Annotated in this window: 21 protein-coding genes, 1 rRNA gene, 1 pseudogene and 1 riboswitch; of the genes and pseudogenes, 21 read left to right on the plus strand and 2 right to left on the minus strand. The window is 48.4% G+C overall.

Annotated features, from left to right (window positions below; genetic code table 11):
• Positions 1–81, plus strand: a 5S ribosomal RNA gene (rrf, locus tag AC0YOB_RS36405); the annotation flags it as partial.
• Positions 82–463: 382 nt separating this feature from the next.
• Here rrf and AC0YOB_RS36410 read toward each other — a convergent pair.
• Positions 464–994 carry a transposase gene (locus AC0YOB_RS36410; protein WP_475796964.1) on the minus strand — a complete coding sequence of 177 codons (531 nt, stop codon included), beginning with the start codon at positions 992–994 and terminating at the stop codon, positions 464–466.
• A 225-nt stretch (positions 995–1,219) separates the two neighbouring features.
• Between AC0YOB_RS36410 and AC0YOB_RS36415 the strand changes: the two genes are divergently transcribed.
• From AC0YOB_RS36415 to rsmI, 10 genes are all read left to right on the plus strand, one after another.
• Positions 1,220–1,405, plus strand: a complete 186-nt coding sequence (locus AC0YOB_RS36415; RefSeq protein WP_210046400.1) for a sigma factor G inhibitor Gin — start codon at positions 1,220–1,222, stop codon at positions 1,403–1,405.
• 203 nt (positions 1,406–1,608) lie between these two features.
• The gene (locus tag AC0YOB_RS36420) at positions 1,609–3,126 is read left to right on the plus strand and encodes an aminotransferase class I/II-fold pyridoxal phosphate-dependent enzyme (RefSeq protein ID WP_475796965.1); all 1,518 of its coding nucleotides are present in this window, start codon (positions 1,609–1,611) and stop codon (positions 3,124–3,126) included.
• A gap of 95 nt (positions 3,127–3,221) precedes the next feature.
• The gene (tmk, locus tag AC0YOB_RS36425; RefSeq protein ID WP_475796966.1) at positions 3,222–3,881 is read left to right on the plus strand and encodes a dTMP kinase; all 660 of its coding nucleotides are present in this window, start codon (positions 3,222–3,224) and stop codon (positions 3,879–3,881) included.
• A 141-nt stretch (positions 3,882–4,022) separates the two neighbouring features.
• Positions 4,023–4,352 (plus strand): cyclic-di-AMP receptor, encoded by a 330-nt coding sequence (locus tag AC0YOB_RS36430; protein WP_210046342.1) that lies wholly within the window; start codon positions 4,023–4,025, stop codon positions 4,350–4,352.
• 17 nt (positions 4,353–4,369) lie between these two features.
• Positions 4,370–4,813 (plus strand): YaaR family protein, encoded by a 444-nt coding sequence (locus tag AC0YOB_RS36435; RefSeq protein ID WP_210046343.1) that lies wholly within the window; start codon positions 4,370–4,372, stop codon positions 4,811–4,813.
• Between the two features lie 153 nt (positions 4,814–4,966).
• A complete protein-coding gene (holB, locus tag AC0YOB_RS36440; protein WP_475796967.1) occupies positions 4,967–5,944 on the plus strand; it encodes a DNA polymerase III subunit delta' in 978 nt (325 codons plus the stop codon).
• Between the two features lie 4 nt (positions 5,945–5,948).
• Complete coding sequence (locus AC0YOB_RS36445) at positions 5,949–6,749, plus strand: PSP1 domain-containing protein (RefSeq protein ID WP_210046345.1); 801 nt, start codon at positions 5,949–5,951, stop codon at positions 6,747–6,749.
• Positions 6,750–6,796: 47 nt separating this feature from the next.
• Positions 6,797–7,195, plus strand: coding sequence for an initiation-control protein YabA (locus AC0YOB_RS36450; RefSeq protein WP_475796968.1), 399 nt, complete (start codon positions 6,797–6,799; stop codon positions 7,193–7,195).
• 146 nt (positions 7,196–7,341) lie between these two features.
• Positions 7,342–8,124 (plus strand): tRNA1(Val) (adenine(37)-N6)-methyltransferase, encoded by a 783-nt coding sequence (locus AC0YOB_RS36455; protein WP_475796969.1) that lies wholly within the window; start codon positions 7,342–7,344, stop codon positions 8,122–8,124.
• Entirely contained in the window at positions 8,121–9,020 is a 900-nt protein-coding gene (gene rsmI / locus AC0YOB_RS36460) for a 16S rRNA (cytidine(1402)-2'-O)-methyltransferase (protein ID WP_475796970.1), read from the plus strand. The genes AC0YOB_RS36455 and rsmI overlap by 4 nt, the downstream gene beginning before the upstream one ends.
• A gap of 143 nt (positions 9,021–9,163) precedes the next feature.
• Here the strand turns inward: rsmI and AC0YOB_RS36465 are convergent, their stop codons facing one another.
• On the minus strand, positions 9,164–9,418 hold the full coding sequence (locus AC0YOB_RS36465) for an AbrB/MazE/SpoVT family DNA-binding domain-containing protein (protein ID WP_188999999.1): 255 nt from the start codon (positions 9,416–9,418) through the stop codon (positions 9,164–9,166).
• Between the two features lie 274 nt (positions 9,419–9,692).
• Between AC0YOB_RS36465 and AC0YOB_RS36470 the strand changes: the two genes are divergently transcribed.
• The 10 genes and pseudogenes from AC0YOB_RS36470 to purR all read left to right on the plus strand — a co-directional run bounded on the left by AC0YOB_RS36470 (position 9,693) and on the right by purR (position 19,008).
• Positions 9,693–11,003 (plus strand): HD domain-containing protein, encoded by a 1,311-nt coding sequence (locus AC0YOB_RS36470; RefSeq protein ID WP_475772582.1) that lies wholly within the window; start codon positions 9,693–9,695, stop codon positions 11,001–11,003.
• A 19-nt stretch (positions 11,004–11,022) separates the two neighbouring features.
• The gene (locus tag AC0YOB_RS36475) at positions 11,023–11,802 is read left to right on the plus strand and encodes a TatD family hydrolase (protein ID WP_210046350.1); all 780 of its coding nucleotides are present in this window, start codon (positions 11,023–11,025) and stop codon (positions 11,800–11,802) included.
• Between the two features lie 172 nt (positions 11,803–11,974).
• A riboswitch (cyclic di-AMP (ydaO/yuaA leader) is annotated at positions 11,975–12,177 on the plus strand.
• Positions 12,178–12,416: 239 nt separating this feature from the next.
• Entirely contained in the window at positions 12,417–13,565 is a 1,149-nt protein-coding gene (locus AC0YOB_RS36480) for a 3D domain-containing protein (RefSeq protein ID WP_475796971.1), read from the plus strand.
• 130 nt (positions 13,566–13,695) lie between these two features.
• Complete coding sequence (gene rnmV, locus AC0YOB_RS36485) at positions 13,696–14,268, plus strand: ribonuclease M5 (protein ID WP_475790606.1); 573 nt, start codon at positions 13,696–13,698, stop codon at positions 14,266–14,268.
• Complete coding sequence (rsmA, locus tag AC0YOB_RS36490) at positions 14,269–15,162, plus strand: 16S rRNA (adenine(1518)-N(6)/adenine(1519)-N(6))-dimethyltransferase RsmA (RefSeq protein WP_475796972.1); 894 nt, start codon at positions 14,269–14,271, stop codon at positions 15,160–15,162. It begins immediately after the preceding gene.
• A gap of 73 nt (positions 15,163–15,235) precedes the next feature.
• Positions 15,236–16,117, plus strand: coding sequence for a sporulation peptidase YabG (gene yabG / locus AC0YOB_RS36495; protein ID WP_475796973.1), 882 nt, complete (start codon positions 15,236–15,238; stop codon positions 16,115–16,117).
• 150 nt (positions 16,118–16,267) lie between these two features.
• On the plus strand, positions 16,268–16,540 hold the full coding sequence (gene veg, locus AC0YOB_RS36500) for a biofilm formation stimulator Veg (protein ID WP_189000010.1): 273 nt from the start codon (positions 16,268–16,270) through the stop codon (positions 16,538–16,540).
• 179 nt (positions 16,541–16,719) lie between these two features.
• Positions 16,720–16,893 (plus strand): annotated as a pseudogene (locus AC0YOB_RS36505) (small, acid-soluble spore protein, alpha/beta type); the annotation flags it as partial.
• A 346-nt stretch (positions 16,894–17,239) separates the two neighbouring features.
• Positions 17,240–18,094, plus strand: coding sequence for a 4-(cytidine 5'-diphospho)-2-C-methyl-D-erythritol kinase (gene ispE, locus AC0YOB_RS36510; protein ID WP_475796974.1), 855 nt, complete (start codon positions 17,240–17,242; stop codon positions 18,092–18,094).
• An 83-nt stretch (positions 18,095–18,177) separates the two neighbouring features.
• Positions 18,178–19,008, plus strand: coding sequence for a pur operon repressor (gene purR, locus AC0YOB_RS36515; RefSeq protein ID WP_475796975.1), 831 nt, complete (start codon positions 18,178–18,180; stop codon positions 19,006–19,008).
• Positions 19,009–19,042 lie beyond the last annotated feature (34 nt).

Genomic DNA, 19,042 nt, shown 5'->3' on the forward strand with positions numbered 1-19,042 from the left:
ATCCCGAACACGACCGTTAAGCCCTTCAGCGCCGATGGTACTTGGACCGCAGGGTCCTGGGAGAGTAGGACGTTGCCAAGCACGAGAAGCCGACCGCAGTTCTGCGGTCGGTTTTTTGTTGTTTGCTGACTTGTTTACTCGCTTGTTGTCTTCAGAAGTTGATTAACTAATGCATGCCGTATGATAAAGTTCCTGCCGACTGGAGGAACGGCATAAATTTATTGTCCAATAACAGCAGTTTCTTGTATAAAATTCAAACAATTATCTGGCCGGATAACCGGTACGCGTGTGACACCATGTGTTGTACACGATCATCCGTTTTTTTGAGAAAAATCTTCTATACTAATATTTGCGCAATATTTATCTTTTGTTTCCTGTGCCTCTACGTCCTACTTTATTAATTTTTAATCTTACATAAAGAAGAGAGGGTGCCTCTGAGCACCCTCTACTTATAATCAATTGACTAACGATGATAATAGCTTACATCGGCTGCCTGGATGCGGAGCACACCGTCACGGCGGACTTTCCGCAACTGACGAAGCAGGACAACCCGCGGTGCCAATGTCCATAAATGCCAGCATATCAAGCTGATCATCTGAGCTTCATTAGCCCAAGGGTAAGCAACGCCAATCGCGCACAGCCCCAACCAGAACATATGACGCTGCAGACGACGAAAGAGAGCAAGCTCAATATGGGCAATTGGGATATATCCGACCCAAGGCAATATCAATCGATAGCCCCACCGGCGGTTATCCGGCTCATCTACACGAATCAAGGTTAAGCGAATAATTATGAATTGGATCAGCTGAGTTACGATCAGACCCAGAGCTAGTGCAATTGCACCGTCTACTTGATACAGGGCTAACTGAAAGATTGAAATGATGAATGCTACGCTTAAATAGCTCCATATAAGCTCTTTGCGCACCACGATTTTACGGATCAGCTGGTATTGATAAATTGTGGCTTTTTCCTGCTCAGCGAGCGTGCCTCTCATTGTGACAATGTCCCCTCCATCCTACTAGAGAATGTATCGGAAACTGCATTCATTTTTTGAAGAGCGGAGCGAAGGCAACATATTTAGATACCATTCACCCTTTTCACTCGTGTATCATATGATGTAGGGCTATTTGAAACGGGCTATGAAACAAGTATATGATGCTAGACTATGTGGCATAATAGTAGCAATGAGTAATTTCCTGTAAAGGCGAGGTGAAGAATGATGGAAGAAGCAATCGGAAGCTGTTGCATTATTTGCGGGCATCATAAGCAGGAAGGTCTGCGAATTATTGATGAATTCATTTGTGAATCATGCGAAGTGGAAATGGTCAGAACGGAAGTTCAAGATGCAAAATACCCTTTCTTTATTCATCAGCTGAAGCAAATTTGGGTTCAAAAGAATGCCTGATTGTGATCCGGATAGCATCAGTATAGTCAATCCTCGCAGATCTCGAAAAGGAAGCTCCAATCGGGATAGCGAGGATTTATTTTCTGTTTCCACCCCTTATTTGGTTATATTATAATAATTTGTAAATTATTTGTGTGGAGTGGTGAAGTGCTTAGCTTTTATATATACAGTTTAATTATCTAAAAGGAGAATTTATATTTCTGATGACTGCTATTGAACCATTATTCCACGCACCCTTGTATGAAGCGTTAATGGACCTGCACCGCTCATATCCAATAAGTTATCATGTTCCAGGCCATAAATATGGCCAATCTTTAAATAGGCTGCAAAAGCTTGATACAGATGCAGCTCAGATATTTCGAACGATTATGGCCTTGGATGTGACAGAGCTGTCTGTGACCGACGATCTTCATATGCCGACAAGCGTAATTGCTGCAGCTCAGCGTCTGGCTGCGGCAACCTTTGGTGCAGAGCACACTTATTTTCTGGTTGGAGGGAGTACAGCTGGAAACCTGGCAATGATAATGGCCAGCTGCAACCCAGGAGATCTTATTATTTTACAAAGAAATGTACATAAGTCCGTTCTAAACGGATTAATGCTTGCACAGGCAAGAGCGGTATTTCTTTCTCCACAAACAGATCCAGGAACAGGTTTGCATGCAATTCCAAAACTGTCTGATATAGAGGAGGCTCTTCTCCGATATCCGGAAGCGAAAGCCGTATTCCTAACTAATCCCAGCTATTATGGATTATGTACGGATTTAGAGCCATATGCAAAGCTTGTACACAGCCATGACTGTCTGCTGCTGGTCGATGAAGCGCATGGCGCTCATTACGGCTTGCATTCCTCATTCCCTCGTTCAGCGCTTCAGGCAGGCGCTGATGCTGTTGTACAGTCGACCCACAAAACGTTATCCGCTCTTACAATGGGCGCTATGCTGCATGTACAGGGAATCAGGATTGATCGTGATGCATTAGGAGATGCACTGTCAATGGTCCAAAGCTCCAGTCCTTCTTATCCCATTATGGCATCCTTGGATATTGCCCGGGCAATGATTGATACTTTTGGACCTTCTTTATTTGAAGAGGGCATAATGGCAGCAGAGTCATTCAGGCAGTGGGCAAACGAATCTTCCGGGTGGATTGAATTGCCTCCTTACGGTCTGAATATGATGGGGGACCCCCTTCGTATTATTATTAAGGATCGAGCCGGATTATTATCCGGTTATGACCTTCAGAAAATGCTTGAGAAGCGAGGATGCTGGCCGGAAATGGCCGATTCCATTCATGTGGTTTTGTTGTTCGGAATGTCGATGTCATTAAAGGACAACGAGAAGCTGCTCCAGGCATGCATCGAAATTGGGAAAGAGGTACATACGGGCACTGATTTTGATATGGTAATTCATGGAAGTTATGTAAATGAAGCGAAAATAAAAGGATCCATGTATGATACTGTACAATCGATTTCTGAACCAGTACTCTTCAGCAGACAGCGGATACAGCGTGATCAGGTGGAAATGGTCAATATTACGGAGGCAGCAGGCCGAATAGCTGCAGAAGCCGTTATCCCCTATCCCCCGGGCATCCCCATCTTGTATTCTGGAGAAAGGATTCATCAGAATGTCGCTTTATATATGATGGAACTGGCCCTGAGGGGTGCAAAATGTCAAGGAATATCGGATCCGACATTGAAAACGATAGCGGTGATTCGGGAGGCCTAGGACATTATGATGAGGCAGACAGGGCAGGAATTCGTTTACGCTTATAGCTTGCTTTGTTATGATAGGGACAAGAAACGATTCTAAAGGGAGCTCTTATGTTGGAACCGAGAACTTTTTTGACTATTGAGGGCGGTGAAGGCGCCGGAAAATCGACACTCATTGATGGGCTAACGCGTATACTGTCAGCAAAAGGTATCCGTGTGATGACAACACGGGAGCCTGGAGGAATTCCCATTGCCGAACAAATACGAGGCGTCATTCTCGATCAGGGCAATACCGCAATGGAAGCCAGAACAGAAGCTCTTCTATATGCAGCTGCCAGACGACAACATTTGACGGAAAAAATTATACCCGCTCTTGCCGATGGCATGTTTGTTATATGTGACCGCTTCGTTGACAGCAGTCTTGCTTATCAGGGTCATGCACGAGGGCTTGGCATGGATGAGATTTGGTCGATTAACCGTTTTGCTGTTGAGGATGTGATGCCCGAATTGACATTATGGCTGGATATCTCTCCGGAAGCAGGGCTTAAGCGCATCTATGAAGCCGAGAACAGGGAAATCAATCGCCTCGATCTGGAGGGACTTTCTTTCCATCATCTGGTACGAGAAGGCTATACAAAGCTGCATGCACAGAATCCGGGTCGGATAGTCCGAATAAATGCAGAAACTTCACCTGAAGCTCTGCTGAATGACTCCATTTCGATAATCACTCAGCGTTTTAAAGGATTATTTGCAAACGATGTCAAATTATAATAGTAGTCCTCTTAACATCCTATAGCATGTACATTTACACATATCGCAGTTTTTCTTGAAAGTTCTGCACATGAATAAGAAACCTGCATTTTATTGTTTCTAAACATTACGAATGGCAATATAATTCGGGAGGGATAATCAATGAAATTAGTGATTGCGATCGTACAGGACAAAGATAGCAACCGGTTGTCGAATGCGCTGGTTCAAGAAGGCTTCAGAGCAACAAAACTGGCAAGTACAGGCGGTTTTTTGCGGGCAGGCAATACAACCTTTATGATTGGTATTGAGGATGAACGGGTACACGAAGTGCTTAATGTGATCCGCTCCAACTGCAAGGTGCGCGATCAGCTTGTTTCGCCCGTATCGCCGATGGGAAGCACAACCGATGCCTACATTCCGTTTCCAGTCGAAGTACAGGTTGGCGGAGCCGCCGTATTCGTTGTACCTGTAGAAAGGTTCGAACATTTCTGATTGGACGTGATTGAAGGATGAAAATTAATCCGGGTTATCGACCGCTGGGGCAGGACCGTTCCCGGCTGGATCTGGGCTATAAACCTGCTCAACCAAAGAACTTCACTGATGTCATGATGCATCAGGATGAACAGCGGACGATGGAGCAGCTGCAGCAGAAGCTGCAGGATATCCACAATCAGGGGGAGCGCTTGTCGCGTTCCATGACAGTGCGTGAGCTGCAGCTTTACCGGAGAATGGTTAAGAAATTTCTTGAAGATACCGTAAAACGCGGCGTTGGCATGAAAGAGACGCGTGGCTTTGACAGGCGCGGCCGGACAAAACGTTATAAGCTGCTTGACGAGGTGGACTCGGCGCTCTTATCGATGGGAGAAGAGCTGCTGGACACTGAGGCGGGGCGGTTGGAGCTTTTGCAAAGAATTGGCGATATACGGGGGATTCTGATTAATTTGTTTTTTTAATGGAGAGATATGGTATTTTCCGGACTCCTCTCAAGTTCCTGGAAGTATCAGCAGGTTTGCGTTTCTTCTCTGGAAAGAAGCTTTCATCGAAATTAAGGTTGCCACCAGGATTTCTTCGTTGGCAGCAGGTGAGTGTGGAAAGGAATTATTCATATGAGTATCGCACAACTGGCGGGACAGCCTATGGCGAAACGAATCCTGCAGCATGCACTGCGAAGCGGCAAAGTCTCGCATGCCTATCTATTCAGCGGCCCTCCGGGAAGCGGAAGAATGGCTATGGCCAAAGAATTCGCCAAAGCGCTATTTTGCACAGCGGGGCAGGACGATGCTTGCGGGGAGTGCCTGGCATGCCGCAAGTTTGACCATGGCAATCAGCCCAATCTTCATGTGGTTGAGCCGGATGGAAGTTCAATTAAAATTGATCAGATACGTGAGCTTCAGCGTGAACTTGCTTATCGGAGTTCAGGAGCGGAGCGTAAAATATATATTATGCAGCGTGCAGAAACGATGACGCCGCAGGCCGCCAACAGTCTGCTCAAATTTCTGGAGGAGCCGCAGACATTGGTGGTCGCGATTTTGCTGACAGAAAACGGACAAGCCATGCTGCCGACGGTACGCTCACGTACGCAGTGGGTGCCTTTTATGCCGCTTGCGCCTACGGATATGCTGCAAACGCTTGTAGCGGAGGAGGTTCCACAGCTTCTGGCGCGGGCTGCCGTTCATTTGGCTTCCGGGCTTGAGGCATGCCGCTTGATCATCCAACAGAATGAGTTTGCAGAAATGAGAAATGTAGTGATACAATTAGGCAAGGATAGTCTGACCCGATTCACCGCGGCGATGGTATCCGCTCAACAGCAAGTATTCAAGACGGGACTTGGTGAACAGCCGCAGCTGCTGTTGTCACTGCTCGTATTATGGTATAAAGATATGATTCACTTTCAAGCTGGAAGACATGAGGCACTCGTTTTTATAGATCAGGTGGATTGGATCGGCAAACATGCATTCGGACGTTCAGCGGACGGTTGGGTACGGTGCATGGAGCATACGCTGGAAGCAGGCAAACGAATGCGTGCTCATGTACCCCCGCAGCTGGCCCTGGAGCAATTGCTTATCCGCATACAGGAGGGGTGACGGATTGTATAACGTCGTTGGCGTCCGCTTCAAGAAGGCGGGCAAAATATATTATTTTGATCCTGTGGAGTTCCCGGTAGATAAAGATCAGCATGTAATTGTGGAAACGGCCAGAGGTATTGAATATGGTAAAGTTGTGGTTGGACACAAACAAGTCGGTGAATCAGATGTTGTCCTTCCGCTTAAGAAAGTCATCCGTATTGCAGGTGACAACGATGCCAAGATCGTTGACGAGAACAAGTCGGCTGCCCGCAATGCCTTTAATACTTGTCTCGATAAGATAAAAGATCATCAGCTCAAAATGAAACTGGTCGACGTCGAATTTACGTTTGACCGGAACAAAATCATTTTTTATTTCACGGCAGAAGGCCGGGTCGATTTTCGCGAATTGGTGAAGGACTTGGCCAGTGTATTCCGCACCCGCATTGAGCTTAGGCAAATTGGTGTGCGCGATGAAGCGAAGATGCTGGGCGGGATTGGCCCATGCGGGCGCGTTCTCTGCTGCTCATCTTGGCTGGGCGATTTTGAGCCGGTATCGATCAAGATGGCCAAGGATCAGAATCTATCGCTGAATCCAACCAAAATATCCGGTTTATGCGGAAGATTAATGTGCTGCTTGAAATATGAGCATGATAATTATGAAAGCGTCCGGGAAGAGCTTCCGGCCGTTGGCAAGGTCGTTGTCACTTCCCTGGGAGAAGGCAAAGTGACCGGAATAAACGTAGGCACCAAATCCGTTTATGTGCAACTATTCGATGGTGGGAAGCCGAAGGAAATGCCGCTGGATGATGTCGTGATCAAATAAGGCGGGAATCCGTAAGTCCGAAGCTGAACAGTCTTTGGGGTGGGAACTTGAACAAGAAGGATATATTTAACCAAATGGACGAGCTGGAAACGAATATGGGGAGCCTGCATGTTCAAATGGGCGCGCTCAAGCAGCGGGTGAAAGCATTGCTTGAGGAGAACAAACGGCTCAGTATCGAGAATCAGCAGCTGCGCAAGATATTTAAGCGCGAAACAGCGATTCTCTCCGCTCATGTAGAGCCGGAGGCTGCTGTTGCTGCCGCTGATCAGGGAACTGTAGAACTGCCTCCTCATATGCCCTTGGACCAAGCGGCAGCTGTCGGCGAGGGCTACGACAATCTTGCCCGTCTTTATCATGAAGGATTTCACATTTGCAATTTGTACTACGGGCATTTGCGTACGGAGGGTGACTGTTTGTTCTGTCTATCCTTTCTGAATAAGGAATGATTACACAACAAGACCCGGCTTCCCGGGTCTTGTTTGTTTTATGTCCCGAGAACACGGATTTACCATATTCCTTCATGGATTATGCCGGGATGTCAGAAAGGCTTGCAGCGGGTAATAATAAGGGAAGAAATGAGGGCATCATGCACGTGTCTAATCCATTTAATGAAGGAACACTGAAATCGAATGAGCGACTGGATGATTTGTTGACCCATCAGCTGCACATCATCCAAAGCCGGGATGTGTTCAGTTTCTCTATGGATGCGGTTCTGCTGGCGAGATTCGCCGGGGTTCCGCCACGGGGAAAAGTACTGGATTTATGTACCGGAAATGGAGTTATTCCTCTGTTGTTATCTACCCGCACCAAGGCGGCTATAACGGGCGTTGAGATTCAACCCCGCCTTGCGGATATGGCCAGGAGAAGTGTGGTATGGAACAAGCTGGAGCACCAGATTCACATTCACGAAGGCGATCTTCGTTATTATATAGAACATAGCGGTTATGGCAGCTTCGATGCGATTACGGTCAATCCCCCTTACATGCCGGTGGGAATTGGCGAGCGGAATGAGAATGAATATGTTGCGAATGCCAGGCATGAGTTAAACGGGACTTTGGATGATATTGTTGCCGCTTGCGCCAAGCTGGTCCGGACCGGCGGACGTGTATCCATGGTGCATCGGCCGTCGAGATTGATTGAGATTACGCAAACGCTTCGAAAGTGGAAATTGGAGCCCAAGCGGATCCGCTTCGTCCATCCACATGTGGAGGCAGAGGCGAATATGGTGCTGATTGAAGCGGTACGCGACGGCAGGCCCGATGTTAAGCTTCTGGCGCCTTTAATCGTTTACAATAGCCAGCATCAATATAATGAAGAGATCATGCAGATCTATTATGGAAATCATCAGCCGGAAACGAGGATCGAGCCGACATGAAAGTTCAGCAAAGCTTTACGCAAGCGAAAGATCAAGAGAGCAAGAAAGCGGGTACGCTCTATTTGGTGGCAACGCCGATTGGGAATCTGGAAGACATAACTTTTCGTGCGATCCGCACGTTGAAAGAAGTTGATCTGATTGCGGCGGAGGATACCCGGCAGACACGCAAGCTTCTGACTCATTTTGAAATCCAAACCAGGCTGGTAAGTTATCATGAGCATAATAAGTCGGCAAGCGGCAGCGAGCTTATTCGCCTTCTCTCTGAGGGACTCTCGATTGCGCTGGTGAGCGATGCGGGGCTTCCCGCTATTTCTGATCCGGGTGCAGAGCTGGTAGTAGCGGCAGCTGAGCAGGAAATCGCGGTGGTTCCCATACCAGGGGCGAACGCGGCGCTGTCGGCACTTATCATATCCGGCCTGCCTACAGACAGATTCCTGTTTACAGGATTCCCCCCGCGCGAGCGCAAAGCACTGCAGGAGTGGCTGCAGCAGCTGAGGAAACAGGATGCGACTATCATCTGCTATGAATCGCCTCATCGGGTGGCCAAAACCCTCACGGCTATGCTGGAGCAATGGGGCGACCGTGACGTAGCTATGGTGCGGGAGCTCACGAAACGATTTGAGGAGGCGGCGAGAGGGACAATATCAGAATGTCTGGCTTGGCTCAGTGAACATCCGCCGCTTGGCGAGTACTGCCTGGTCGTTGCCGGAGCCGATGCATCGGCAGCGAAAGATCTGGAGGGGGATGACAAGCCTTGGTGGACGGAGCTGAATCTGGAGGAGCATGTAAGTCGTTATGAAGCGCAGAATCTGGATCGGAAAGAGGCTATCAAGCTGACCGCGGTTGATCGAGGGTTGGCAAAACGCGACGTATATAATGAAATCATGCGAAAGTGAATGCCTTTTCTATCTTGGGGCCATAAAAAAAAAAGGACCTTCCTGATAAGCAAACTCAGGAAGGCAAGGAGTATTAAAAAGGTTAGAATTAACAAATGTAAGTTGATTAATTATATTATAACGCATGATTCCGGTTTTGTCTCTTATTTTGTTACAGGAGTTGGCATTTCGGATAAACAAGCGTTACATACAATTTTTCCCTTGAAGTAAGTGACATTCTCGGCATTACCACAGAAGATACAAGCGGGCTCGTATTTTTTCAGCATAATGCGTTCGCCGTCCACATAAATCTCCAGGGCATCTTTTTCACCGATGCCAAGCGTACGGCGCAGTTCAATGGGGATTACAACACGTCCGAGCTCATCCACTTTACGCACAATACCTGTTGATTTCATCATAATCTATCCCGTGCTCCTCTCAAAATACTTATTTCGTCATTTTTCGACAAAGTTCTATTAATTCTTGTTTTTATAATACCAACGTTTCCCATAATAGTCAACCTTGATTCTGCTTGCAAATACGCCGTTTTTCTCCGTTTTATCCATAAGGATAGGGTGTATAGCCTTACATAAATCATACAACGATACTGACTATTTGGTAATGCGTTTACGACACAATTCGACACATTAAAAAGAAATTATGTCGAATAATTGAACATCGGAGGGGAAAAAGATGAATCCTAGACATCATTCGCTAGCCGAGGAGAAAGTATTTAAAGATCCGGTTCATAAATATATTTATGTGCAGGATGAGACGATATGGAATCTCATTAATACGAGGGAATTTCAGCGTCTGCGGCGAATTCGTCAGCTCGGTACATCTTATTTGACCTTTCACGGGGCGGAGCACAGCCGCTTCTCGCACTCACTGGGCGTTTATGAAATAACCAGAAAAATCATTTCTCAATTTGAACGGGGGGGTTATACGGATTGGCCCAGGGAAGAGAGGCTTGTGACGTTATGCGCCGCCTTGCTGCACGATGTGGGTCATGGTCCCTTCTCGCATTCAATTGAGCAGGTGTTTGATACTGATCATGAGGAATGGACATGCCGTATTTTACTGGAAAATACTGAAATTAACCAGGTCCTCCGCGACTGCGACCCCTCCCTGCCGGAAAGGGTGGCGGCTGTAATCTGCAAAACGTATAATCAGCCGATTGTGGTCAGCCTCATATCCAGCCAGATGGACGCGGACCGTATGGATTACCTGCTGCGCGATGCATACTATACAGGCGTCAATTACGGAACCTTCGATCTGGAACGCATTCTTCGCGTTCTAAGGCCGTATCAGGGACGAATTGTTGTAAAAGAGAGCGGAATGCATGCCGTTGAGGATTATCTGATGTCCCGCTACCAAATGTATTGGCAGGTTTATTTTCACCCGGTCACCCGGAGCTCCGAAATTATACTTCGACAAATATTTCGCAGAGCACGCGAGCTTTATGGGGGCGGGTATGCTTTCTCATGGATGATCGAACCGCTCCGGCATCTGATGGAAGGTACGCTTGATGTGGAGAACTATCTCCTGCTGGACGAAGCCATGGCTCAAACAGCCTTTACGCAGTGGTTGAAGGAGGAGGATTCTCTGCTGGCAGAATTATGCACCCGATTCCTGAACCGAAAACTATATAAATACATAACCATGGACAATGCCGATGAAAAGCTTTGGCAGGAAATTCGTGAACAATTTCAATCGATCGGTCTCAATCCGGACTATCATCTGGAAATCGACTTTCCCTACGATATGCCGTATGATGTATACCGTCTGGGTCATGATTTCATGGACAAGGATGAACGTCCGCCGATTCTGCTTCTGGGGCAGGATGACCGCTTGTCTGAAATCTCCAGAAAGTCGGATATCATCCGCTCGATTACCGGAATTCATCAGGGCAAATATCATCTGTATTACCCCGAGGAGCCTTTACTTGAATCGGCCCATCTGTTGTCGCCTCATATCCGCGAACGATTCGGGCTCTTATTATAGAAGGGAGATCAACTTGCTTATGTTAATCGACACACATACCCATCTGGATTCGAAACAATTCGACGAGGACCGCGCGGAAGTGATCGAACGGGCCCGTGCTGCCGGGATCTCGAGAATTATAAATATCGGCTTTGACCGGGAGACCATTCCCACGACAATGGCTCTGGCGGAGCAATATGATTTTATCTATGCGATTGTGGGCTGGCACCCTGTTGAAAGCATTCATATGCTGCCCGGAGACCTGGACTGGATTGCATCGCTTTGCGATCATCCCAAAGTTGTGGGGATCGGCGAAATAGGCTTGGATTATCACTGGGATACGTCTCCGAAGGACGTTCAGCAGCGTGTTTTCCGGGAGCAGATCCAGCTTGCGCGGCAGAAGAAGATGCCTATTTCAATTCATAACCGGGAGGCACATGAGGACGTGCTTCATATACTGAAAGAGGAGAATGCCAAAGATGTGGGCGGGGTCATGCACTGCTTCTCAGGCAGCTGGGAGACGGCGAAACAATGCCTCGACATGAATTTCTATATTTCGTTCGGCGGACCGCTCACATTCAAGAACGCGCGTGTTCCCAAAGAGGTGCTGGCACAGGTGCCGCTTGACCGTATTTTGATCGAGACCGATGCTCCTTATTTAGCTCCCCACCCCTACCGGGGGAAACGAAACGAGTCCGCTTTTGTCCGTCTTGTAGCAGAAACGGTTGCCGAAATTAGAGGGAAATCTGTAGAAGAAATCTCAAAAATTACGACAGAGAATGCTCAGAATTGTTTTGCTTTTAAAGAAAAAGGGCTATAAGAGGTAGCAATCAAGACATTTCGAGTGAAAAAACTAATTTTGAGTCAGTAAATTGGCAGTTTTTCACGTGATTTTCCTTAAAATTCGTTAAAATCGCGATTAATCTCTTCTTTACAATGAGCAGCAAAAGGCGGTATCATTCATCTCAGAGCTTCAAAACTTGCATTCCTTTTCCAAAATATCGCTTAATCTCCGAAGTCGGAGAGCGGGGGAACCAAACATTGATACACTTCGTATCGGACGAAGGGCAGTAAATGTTGAATTCTTCTTGGGGTGAATTTTATGGAAGCATGTGGTAGACATGCCAGCCATGAATAGGGCGACTCTCTCGCCCGAATCCGACAGCTAACCTCGCCAGCGTAATAGTGTTATAAGAGAGATCAACCTCGTGCATTTAATCCATGTCCCGTCGTCATCTGGGAAGCCACGAAACAGATCCTCTGTCGTCGTCGGCTTCTTTTATTTTGAATATTGCGTAAAAAGACGACATAGGGTTTACCATGGAGGTCGAGGTTGGAATGAGGAGTGGCGTGCAATCACGCCAACAAAAACAATAGAACCGTCAAAGGCAATCATGTAACTAGGCGGCGGGGCTATGAAGGAGGACCGAAGAAGTGGGCGCACTCCAGCTTAAGGATACCCATGGTAAACGATCATCCAGCATGTCTTTCGCATTGCGATGGAAGCATGAGAACGTGCGTTTAATATTACTGAGCGCTCTGATCTCAATCGCTATGACTTTCATGTTTCTGGTGTTGTTGTACGGAACGGCTGACAAGCACGTCTCCGTAGTAGTGAACGGACAAGAAACCATTGTTTCGACAAAACAATGGGTCCTTCAACGCCTACTGGATGAACAAGCCATCACGATAGGGCAGTATGACAAGGTGTCCTTACCTCTTAACGGGGGAATAAAGGACGGCGACCGCATCGTCATTGACCAAGCGGTACCGGTCCATGTGAAGGCAGACGGCAAGGTAAGAACGTTGTACACGACAGAAAGAACGGTTAAGGCAGTGATCGATCAAGCGGACATACTGATACGCAATCAAGATAAGGTTTGGCCTGCCATGGAGGACAGAGTAAAGTCCAACATGAGTGTCACGGTCACACGGATCGAGAAGAAAATTTCGGAGAAGGCTTATACGGTTCCCTTTTCGGTCGTGAAGAAGGAAGACCCCAAGCTTGAGCAGGGCAAACAGAAGCTTGTTCAGAACGGCAATGAAGGCAAAGTAGTCAAACAGTTTGAGAACGTATATGCGGACGGGGTGCTTGTGTCCCAGACTATGGTTACCAAGCTGACGAAAGCGGAGTCGGTCGATAAAGTGGTGGCGGTGGGTACCAAGAAGCCGGAAACGAATGTAGTTACGCTCTCAGCGAAGGCGGGCTCTTCTACAGTAACGACCAAGCGGGGCGACAAGCTGAAGCCTAAACAGATATTGAAGAATGTAACGCTGACTGCATATGCTGCGGGCGTTTCATCAACGGGCAAGTCAAAAAGTCATCCGCAATATGGGATAACGGCATCAGGTGCGACGGTTCAAGAGGGCAGAACTATCGCGGTTGACCCGAAGGTTATTCCTATCGGCTGGTGGGTCTACATTGAGGGTATCGGTTTCCGCAGAGCGGAAGATACGGGCAGTGCCATCAAAGGCAAAAAAATCGATGTTTATTTTGAAAGTGAGTCTTATGCTGAGAAGTTTGGTCTCAAACGAGGATACACGGTTTATGTGCTCGGGCCGAATAAGCCGGAGGCAATTTAACCTTGGGACTTAACTCCTTTAATAAGGGTTTACCTCATTCATATCGTATTTTAAACATAAATATGCCATTATAAGGAGAGGCGATTGCCTCTTCTTTTGTATGTTTGTCTGAAGGGAATGGATGGACGGCATGATTAAGGAAATAATCGTAGTTGAGGGCAAAGACGATACCGTGGCCATCAAGCGGGCAGTTGAAGCGGAAACGATCGAGACAGGCGGTTCAGCCATCGGCGCGGATGTTTTGCGCAGGGTGGAGCTCGCACAGCAGCGCCGCGGAGTTATTATATTTACAGATCCGGATCATGCAGGGGAGCGCATCCGTAAAATTGTTGCGCAGCGCGTGCCCGGCTGCAAGCATGCTTTTCTACCCCAGGAGGACGCAAGCTACAAGGGGGATATCGGCGTCGAGAACGCCTCGCCCGAAGCGATTCGAAGAGCCCTCGCCAATGTGCGTACGGAAGCGGGCAGCGGCGAAGGGACAAGCCAGCCCGAGATCACCTGGGACGATCTTATGCGGGCAGGTCTTCTTGTGCATGCGAATGCTTCGGAGAGGCGTCTGAAAATGGGCAATTTGCTCGGCATCGGCTATGCCAACGGCAAGCAGTTTTTTAAGCGTTGCTCCATGTTCCGAATTACGCGCGAGGAATTTGAGCTGGCATTGACAGCGATGGAGCAAGAGAGCAGCGAAAGGGGCAAGTCATGAATGAGCGGTCCAAACGTGCATGAGGATGTAGCTTCGCCAAGACGCACACGCGACATCATTGCCAAATACGGATTTTCCTTCAGAAAAAGTCTCGGACAAAATTTTCTGATTGATCAAAATATATTGCAAAAAATCGTATCGGCAGCAGGGCTGGACGAAACAAAAGGAGCTCTGGAGATCGGGCCGGGCATCGGAGCCTTGACCCAACAGCTTGCCGAGCAAGCCGGGCGCGTTGCCGCTGTGGAAATCGACAACAGGCTTATTCCGATTCTAAGGGATGTGCTCGCTGATCGCTCTAATGTTCATGTTGTGCATGGAGATGTGCTGAAGCTGAACCTGGGTGAGCTTATTGAGAAGCATTTTGCGGGGTTAAGCGGAGTCAGCGTAGTGGCAAATCTGCCCTATTATGTGACAACGCCGATTCTTATGAAGCTGCTCGAGGAAAAGCTGCCTCTGGAGCATATTGTGGTTATGATTCAGAAGGAAGTGGCGGAGCGGATGGCTGCAAAGCCTGGCGGCAAAGAGTACGGCAGTCTCAGTGTGGCGGTTCAGTATTATTGCGAGCCGGAGCTTGTCTGCATCGTGCCGCATACGGTATTCATCCCGCAGCCCAATGTGGATTCCGCAGTTATCAAGCTGACGGTGCGCAAGCAGCCCCCTGTTGATGTGAAGGATGAAGCCCACTTCTTCCGTACTGTCCAGGGCAGTTTCGCACAGCGGCGCAAGACAATCTATAATAACCTGACAGCTATGGTGGGCAAAGAGAACAGGGAGCTTCTGGGACCTCTTCTGGAGGGCTGCGGCATTGCTCCTGCACGCCGCGGCGAGACGCTGTCGCTGGATGAGTTTGCCCGCCTTAGCCACGCTTTGCTGGAAGCCGGACTGCCAAGCTAGAGATCTTCGGACGGCTTAAAAACGCACCATTGACGTTGCTGGCCCATAGGATAGACGAAGAGGTGATTTGCCCATGAAGCAAGGGGACCTGGTCGTCCGCAAATCGTATGGCGGGGACGTCCTTTTTCGCGTTGCCATTCTAGACTCAGAAATAGCGATACTGAAGGGTACGGACTACCGGCTGCTTGCAGACGCTCCGATTCGCGACTTGACGGTTGTTTCCCACCCGGAATCCACCGGTGCGGCCAAAGAGGTTCGCGTTAAGGTAAATGAATCGATGCGGCGCATGAAGGAGCAGCGGGAGAAGCTGGTCATTCATAATGCAAGCGAGCTGAGGAGGGCGACAAACGAAACCCAGCCCTACTTTGAAGTGCCCGGCAAAGTGCTCCATCTTGATGGAGACGGCAATTACATGAAGAAAAGCATGCAGCTGTACACGCAGATGAAGGTTCCTGCACATGGCCTGCATGTGCATGAGTCGCAGATGCCTGAGCTGGTACAGCGTCTGCTGCCGCAGCTTAAGCCGGATGTTATTGTGATTACCGGCCATGACGGGGTTTTCAAAAATACGCCGCAGCATGAGCTGATGAGCATCAACAGCTACAAAAACTCCCAGAACTTCTGCAACGCGGTGCGCATTGCGCGGGAGTACGAGAAAAGCCGTGACGGCTTGATTATCGTTGCCGGCGCCTGCCAGTCCCATTACGAGGCTCTGCTGCAGTCCGGTGCCAATTTTGCAAGCTCACCAGGCCGGATCCTTATTCACGCCCTGGATCCTGTTTATGTTGCCATCAAAGCGAGCTATACGTCCATCAGGGAGACGGTCAATCTTGCCGATGTGATTCATGGCACGATCAGCGGGATCGATGGCGTGGGGGGGATTGAAACGTTAGGAAAATACCGCGTCGGACTTCCCAAGCCCAAAACATTGACGGGTATCAAGCCAACTGTATAATATTCCATTTCGCAAAATATATTATGCATCCAGCCCAAAATTAGACTTTTCATTATTGACAATTTGTTTACCACACTGTTATAATTATAATTTTTTGACAAACCACCTCTTTTTAGTTATAATGGACAAGGAAAGAGGTGGTAGTGGACAATGGCTAAAAATGCACTGATGGAGATCAAACGCAGTTTGGAAATCCATGTCGGCTCCAAAATACGTCTTCGCGCAAACGGTGGTCGACGAAAGACCATTGAACGAACCGGAGTGTTGGAAGAAATCTACCCTTCTGTATTCATTGTCAAACTTGACGAGGAGCAGCATGCGTTCAAGCGGGTCTCCTACAGCTACGCAGATATTTTGACTGAATCGGTTGAAGTGACTGTAGATAGCGATGATGGCCAAGTTCGCATTACGTATATGCAATAAAAGAATAACAAGCCTGATCGAGTACGGAGACCCTTCAAAAGTCCGTACTCTTTTTTCTGTCCATTAAGCTTCATACCCCAAGCTAATCTCCAAAAACAGCCTGTTTGTCCGCGTGCATGAAGAATTTAAATTCAAGCATACTAACGGTAACTTACAGGTCGAAGGAGGATTCTATTGGGATGAGCCGCAAACGCCGAAGCTTTATGAGCGAGCAGTTGAAGAATGAATTGGCGAAGGACCTTGGATTTTACGATACGGTGCAGCGCGAAGGCTGGGGCGGCATTAAAGCCAAGGATGCCGGGAATATGGTGAAACGGGCGATTCAATTGGCTGAGGAGGCTGCCGCCAAACAATTCACCGCGCCTCAAGCCGCGCCAAACGTGCAGCAGCGCTTCACAGCATCCACGCCGCCAGTTGCCGTTTATGTGCCGCAGGGACAACCGGAAAGAAGTGCAGGCAGTTCTTTCTCGCCCGCTTTTGTGCAGACCATGCAAGCGCGGCAGCCATATCAACCACGCCATTAGCCGATTGGATTCCGGGAGATGAACTCCCGGGATGACCGGATATATTTAACCTGAAGCTAAGATGCCAGAGCGGACATAAACGTCGCACAAAGGACATCTTAGCTTTTCTTATGGCCTTTTGTTAGAATATAAAAAAAGATTCTATTTTTCTATATATAACGAACGGGTGACACAAATGAAGATTTATGAAAAAGCGCCGGCTAAAATCAATCTGATGCTCGATGTATTGCGTAAACGGGACGATGGCTTCCATGAAGTGGAAATGATTATGACGATGGTGGATCTGGCAGATCGTCTGGAGATGGAAGAGCTTCCCAGGGATACGATTATTATTTCGAGCCAGGCTGGCTACATACCGCTGGACGAGAAGAACCTTGCCTTCCAGGCGGCTAAATTGATCAAGGACCGGTATGACGTCTCAAGAGGGGTTTATATCCATTTGGACAAGAAGATCCCTGTTGCTGCGGGGCTAGCAGGGGGCAGCAGTGACGCTGCGGCTGCGCTCAGGGGCTTGAACAGGCTCTGGGAGCTCGGAATCTCTGAGGACGAGCTGTGCACGCTTGGCGCGGAGCTGGGCTCGGACGTACCGTTCTGTGTGACGGGAGGAACGGCGGTTGCGCGCGGCCGTGGCGAGAAGCTGGAGCCGATCGGCAATCCGCCGCAATGCTGGGTCGTGCTTGCCAAGCCGCCGATCAACGTGTCTACGGCTGACGTATACGGAAAGCTGCGGGCGTCGGAGATCAAGCAGCATCCTTCAACCTCGGCGATGTTATCGGCTATTGAGCGGGGTTCCTTTTCCGATATATGCGCAAATCTCGGCAATGTACTGGAGTCGGTTACGCTTCATACCTATCCGGAGGTGCTTCAGCTCAAGGAAATCATGTACCGGTTGGGTGCCGACGGGGTCTTGATGTCGGGCAGCGGTCCTACAGTTTTTGGACTGGTCAGCAAAGAAGCCAAAGTATCACGGATATATAATGGTCTGCGTGGTTTCTGCAAAGAAGTTTACGTGGTAAGAATGCTGACATGATAAAGACGTTTTTCTTGATTAAATCCGTATAAAAATGATATATTATCATTATAATATTCGGATTTAGCGAGGGGGACGATGCTGTGAAGAAATTAAAACGAAGTGCTAGGTTAGTTGAAATGACGCAGTACCTTCTTACCCGGCCCCATACGTTAATTTCTTTGACAGCTTTTGCTGATCGTTACCAGTCTGCCAAGTCCTCCATCAGTGAAGACCTGGCCATTATTAAAGAGGTATTCGAGGAAGAAGGACTTGGTGAACTGCAAACGCTGGCAGGTGCTGCGGGCGGAGTCAGATATACACCCAAAATGGGCAAGGCAGAAGCATTATCCATTATGAATCATATTTGCCGCCAGCTGGAACAGCCCGAGAGGGTGCTTCCAGGCGGTTACTTATATATGACAGATATGCTGGGCTTGCCTGGTCTCTTGGCGGATGTGGGCCGGATGTTTGCAACCGCATTCGCATCCTCCGATATCGATGTAATCATGACTGTAGAAACGAAGGGCATTCCGCTTGCCTATGCAACAGCATCCTGCATGAACCTTCCCGTTGTGATTGTAAGACGCGACAACAAGGTAACGGAAGGTTCGGCCGTGAGCATTAACTATGTGTCGGGCTCCAACAAACGGATTCAGACGATGTCTCTTACCCGCCGGGCGCTCAAGGAGCAGTCCCGGGTGCTCATTATTGATGATTTCATGAAAGCAGGCGGCACGGTGCAGGGAATGATGGATCTGCTGCATGAGTTTAATGCCAAGGTCGCCGGTGTCGGCGTCTTCGTGGAATCAGGAGAGCTTGGCACGGAAGAGAGGCTGCTGGAGGATTATGTATCGCTTGCCAAGCTGACGGCTGTGGATATGAAGACCAAGCATACGACGATTGTTCCGGGTAATTTTTTTGATGTCAAATAGCTCAGAGCTGCAGCAAGGCCCATTAAATTCACAA

Source organism: Paenibacillus sp. JT31N17 (assembly GCF_056269255.1).

Coding starts and splice junctions, on each gene's coding strand:
- AC0YOB_RS36410 (WP_475796964.1), bottom strand. CDS start 994: ATGAGAGGCACGCTCGCTGAGCAGGAAAAAGCCACAATTTATCAATAC.
- AC0YOB_RS36415 (WP_210046400.1), top strand. CDS start 1,220: ATGGAAGAAGCAATCGGAAGCTGTTGCATTATTTGCGGGCATCATAAG.
- AC0YOB_RS36420 (WP_475796965.1), top strand. CDS start 1,609: ATGACTGCTATTGAACCATTATTCCACGCACCCTTGTATGAAGCGTTA.
- tmk (WP_475796966.1), top strand. CDS start 3,222: ATGTTGGAACCGAGAACTTTTTTGACTATTGAGGGCGGTGAAGGCGCC.
- AC0YOB_RS36430 (WP_210046342.1), top strand. CDS start 4,023: ATGAAATTAGTGATTGCGATCGTACAGGACAAAGATAGCAACCGGTTG.
- AC0YOB_RS36435 (WP_210046343.1), top strand. CDS start 4,370: ATGAAAATTAATCCGGGTTATCGACCGCTGGGGCAGGACCGTTCCCGG.
- holB (WP_475796967.1), top strand. CDS start 4,967: ATGAGTATCGCACAACTGGCGGGACAGCCTATGGCGAAACGAATCCTG.
- rsmI (WP_475796970.1), top strand. CDS start 8,121: ATGAAAGTTCAGCAAAGCTTTACGCAAGCGAAAGATCAAGAGAGCAAG.
- AC0YOB_RS36465 (WP_188999999.1), bottom strand. CDS start 9,418: ATGATGAAATCAACAGGTATTGTGCGTAAAGTGGATGAGCTCGGACGT.
- AC0YOB_RS36470 (WP_475772582.1), top strand. CDS start 9,693: ATGAATCCTAGACATCATTCGCTAGCCGAGGAGAAAGTATTTAAAGAT.
- AC0YOB_RS36475 (WP_210046350.1), top strand. CDS start 11,023: ATGTTAATCGACACACATACCCATCTGGATTCGAAACAATTCGACGAG.
- rnmV (WP_475790606.1), top strand. CDS start 13,696: ATGATTAAGGAAATAATCGTAGTTGAGGGCAAAGACGATACCGTGGCC.
- rsmA (WP_475796972.1), top strand. CDS start 14,269: ATGAGCGGTCCAAACGTGCATGAGGATGTAGCTTCGCCAAGACGCACA.
- yabG (WP_475796973.1), top strand. CDS start 15,236: ATGAAGCAAGGGGACCTGGTCGTCCGCAAATCGTATGGCGGGGACGTC.
- veg (WP_189000010.1), top strand. CDS start 16,268: ATGGCTAAAAATGCACTGATGGAGATCAAACGCAGTTTGGAAATCCAT.
- ispE (WP_475796974.1), top strand. CDS start 17,240: ATGAAGATTTATGAAAAAGCGCCGGCTAAAATCAATCTGATGCTCGAT.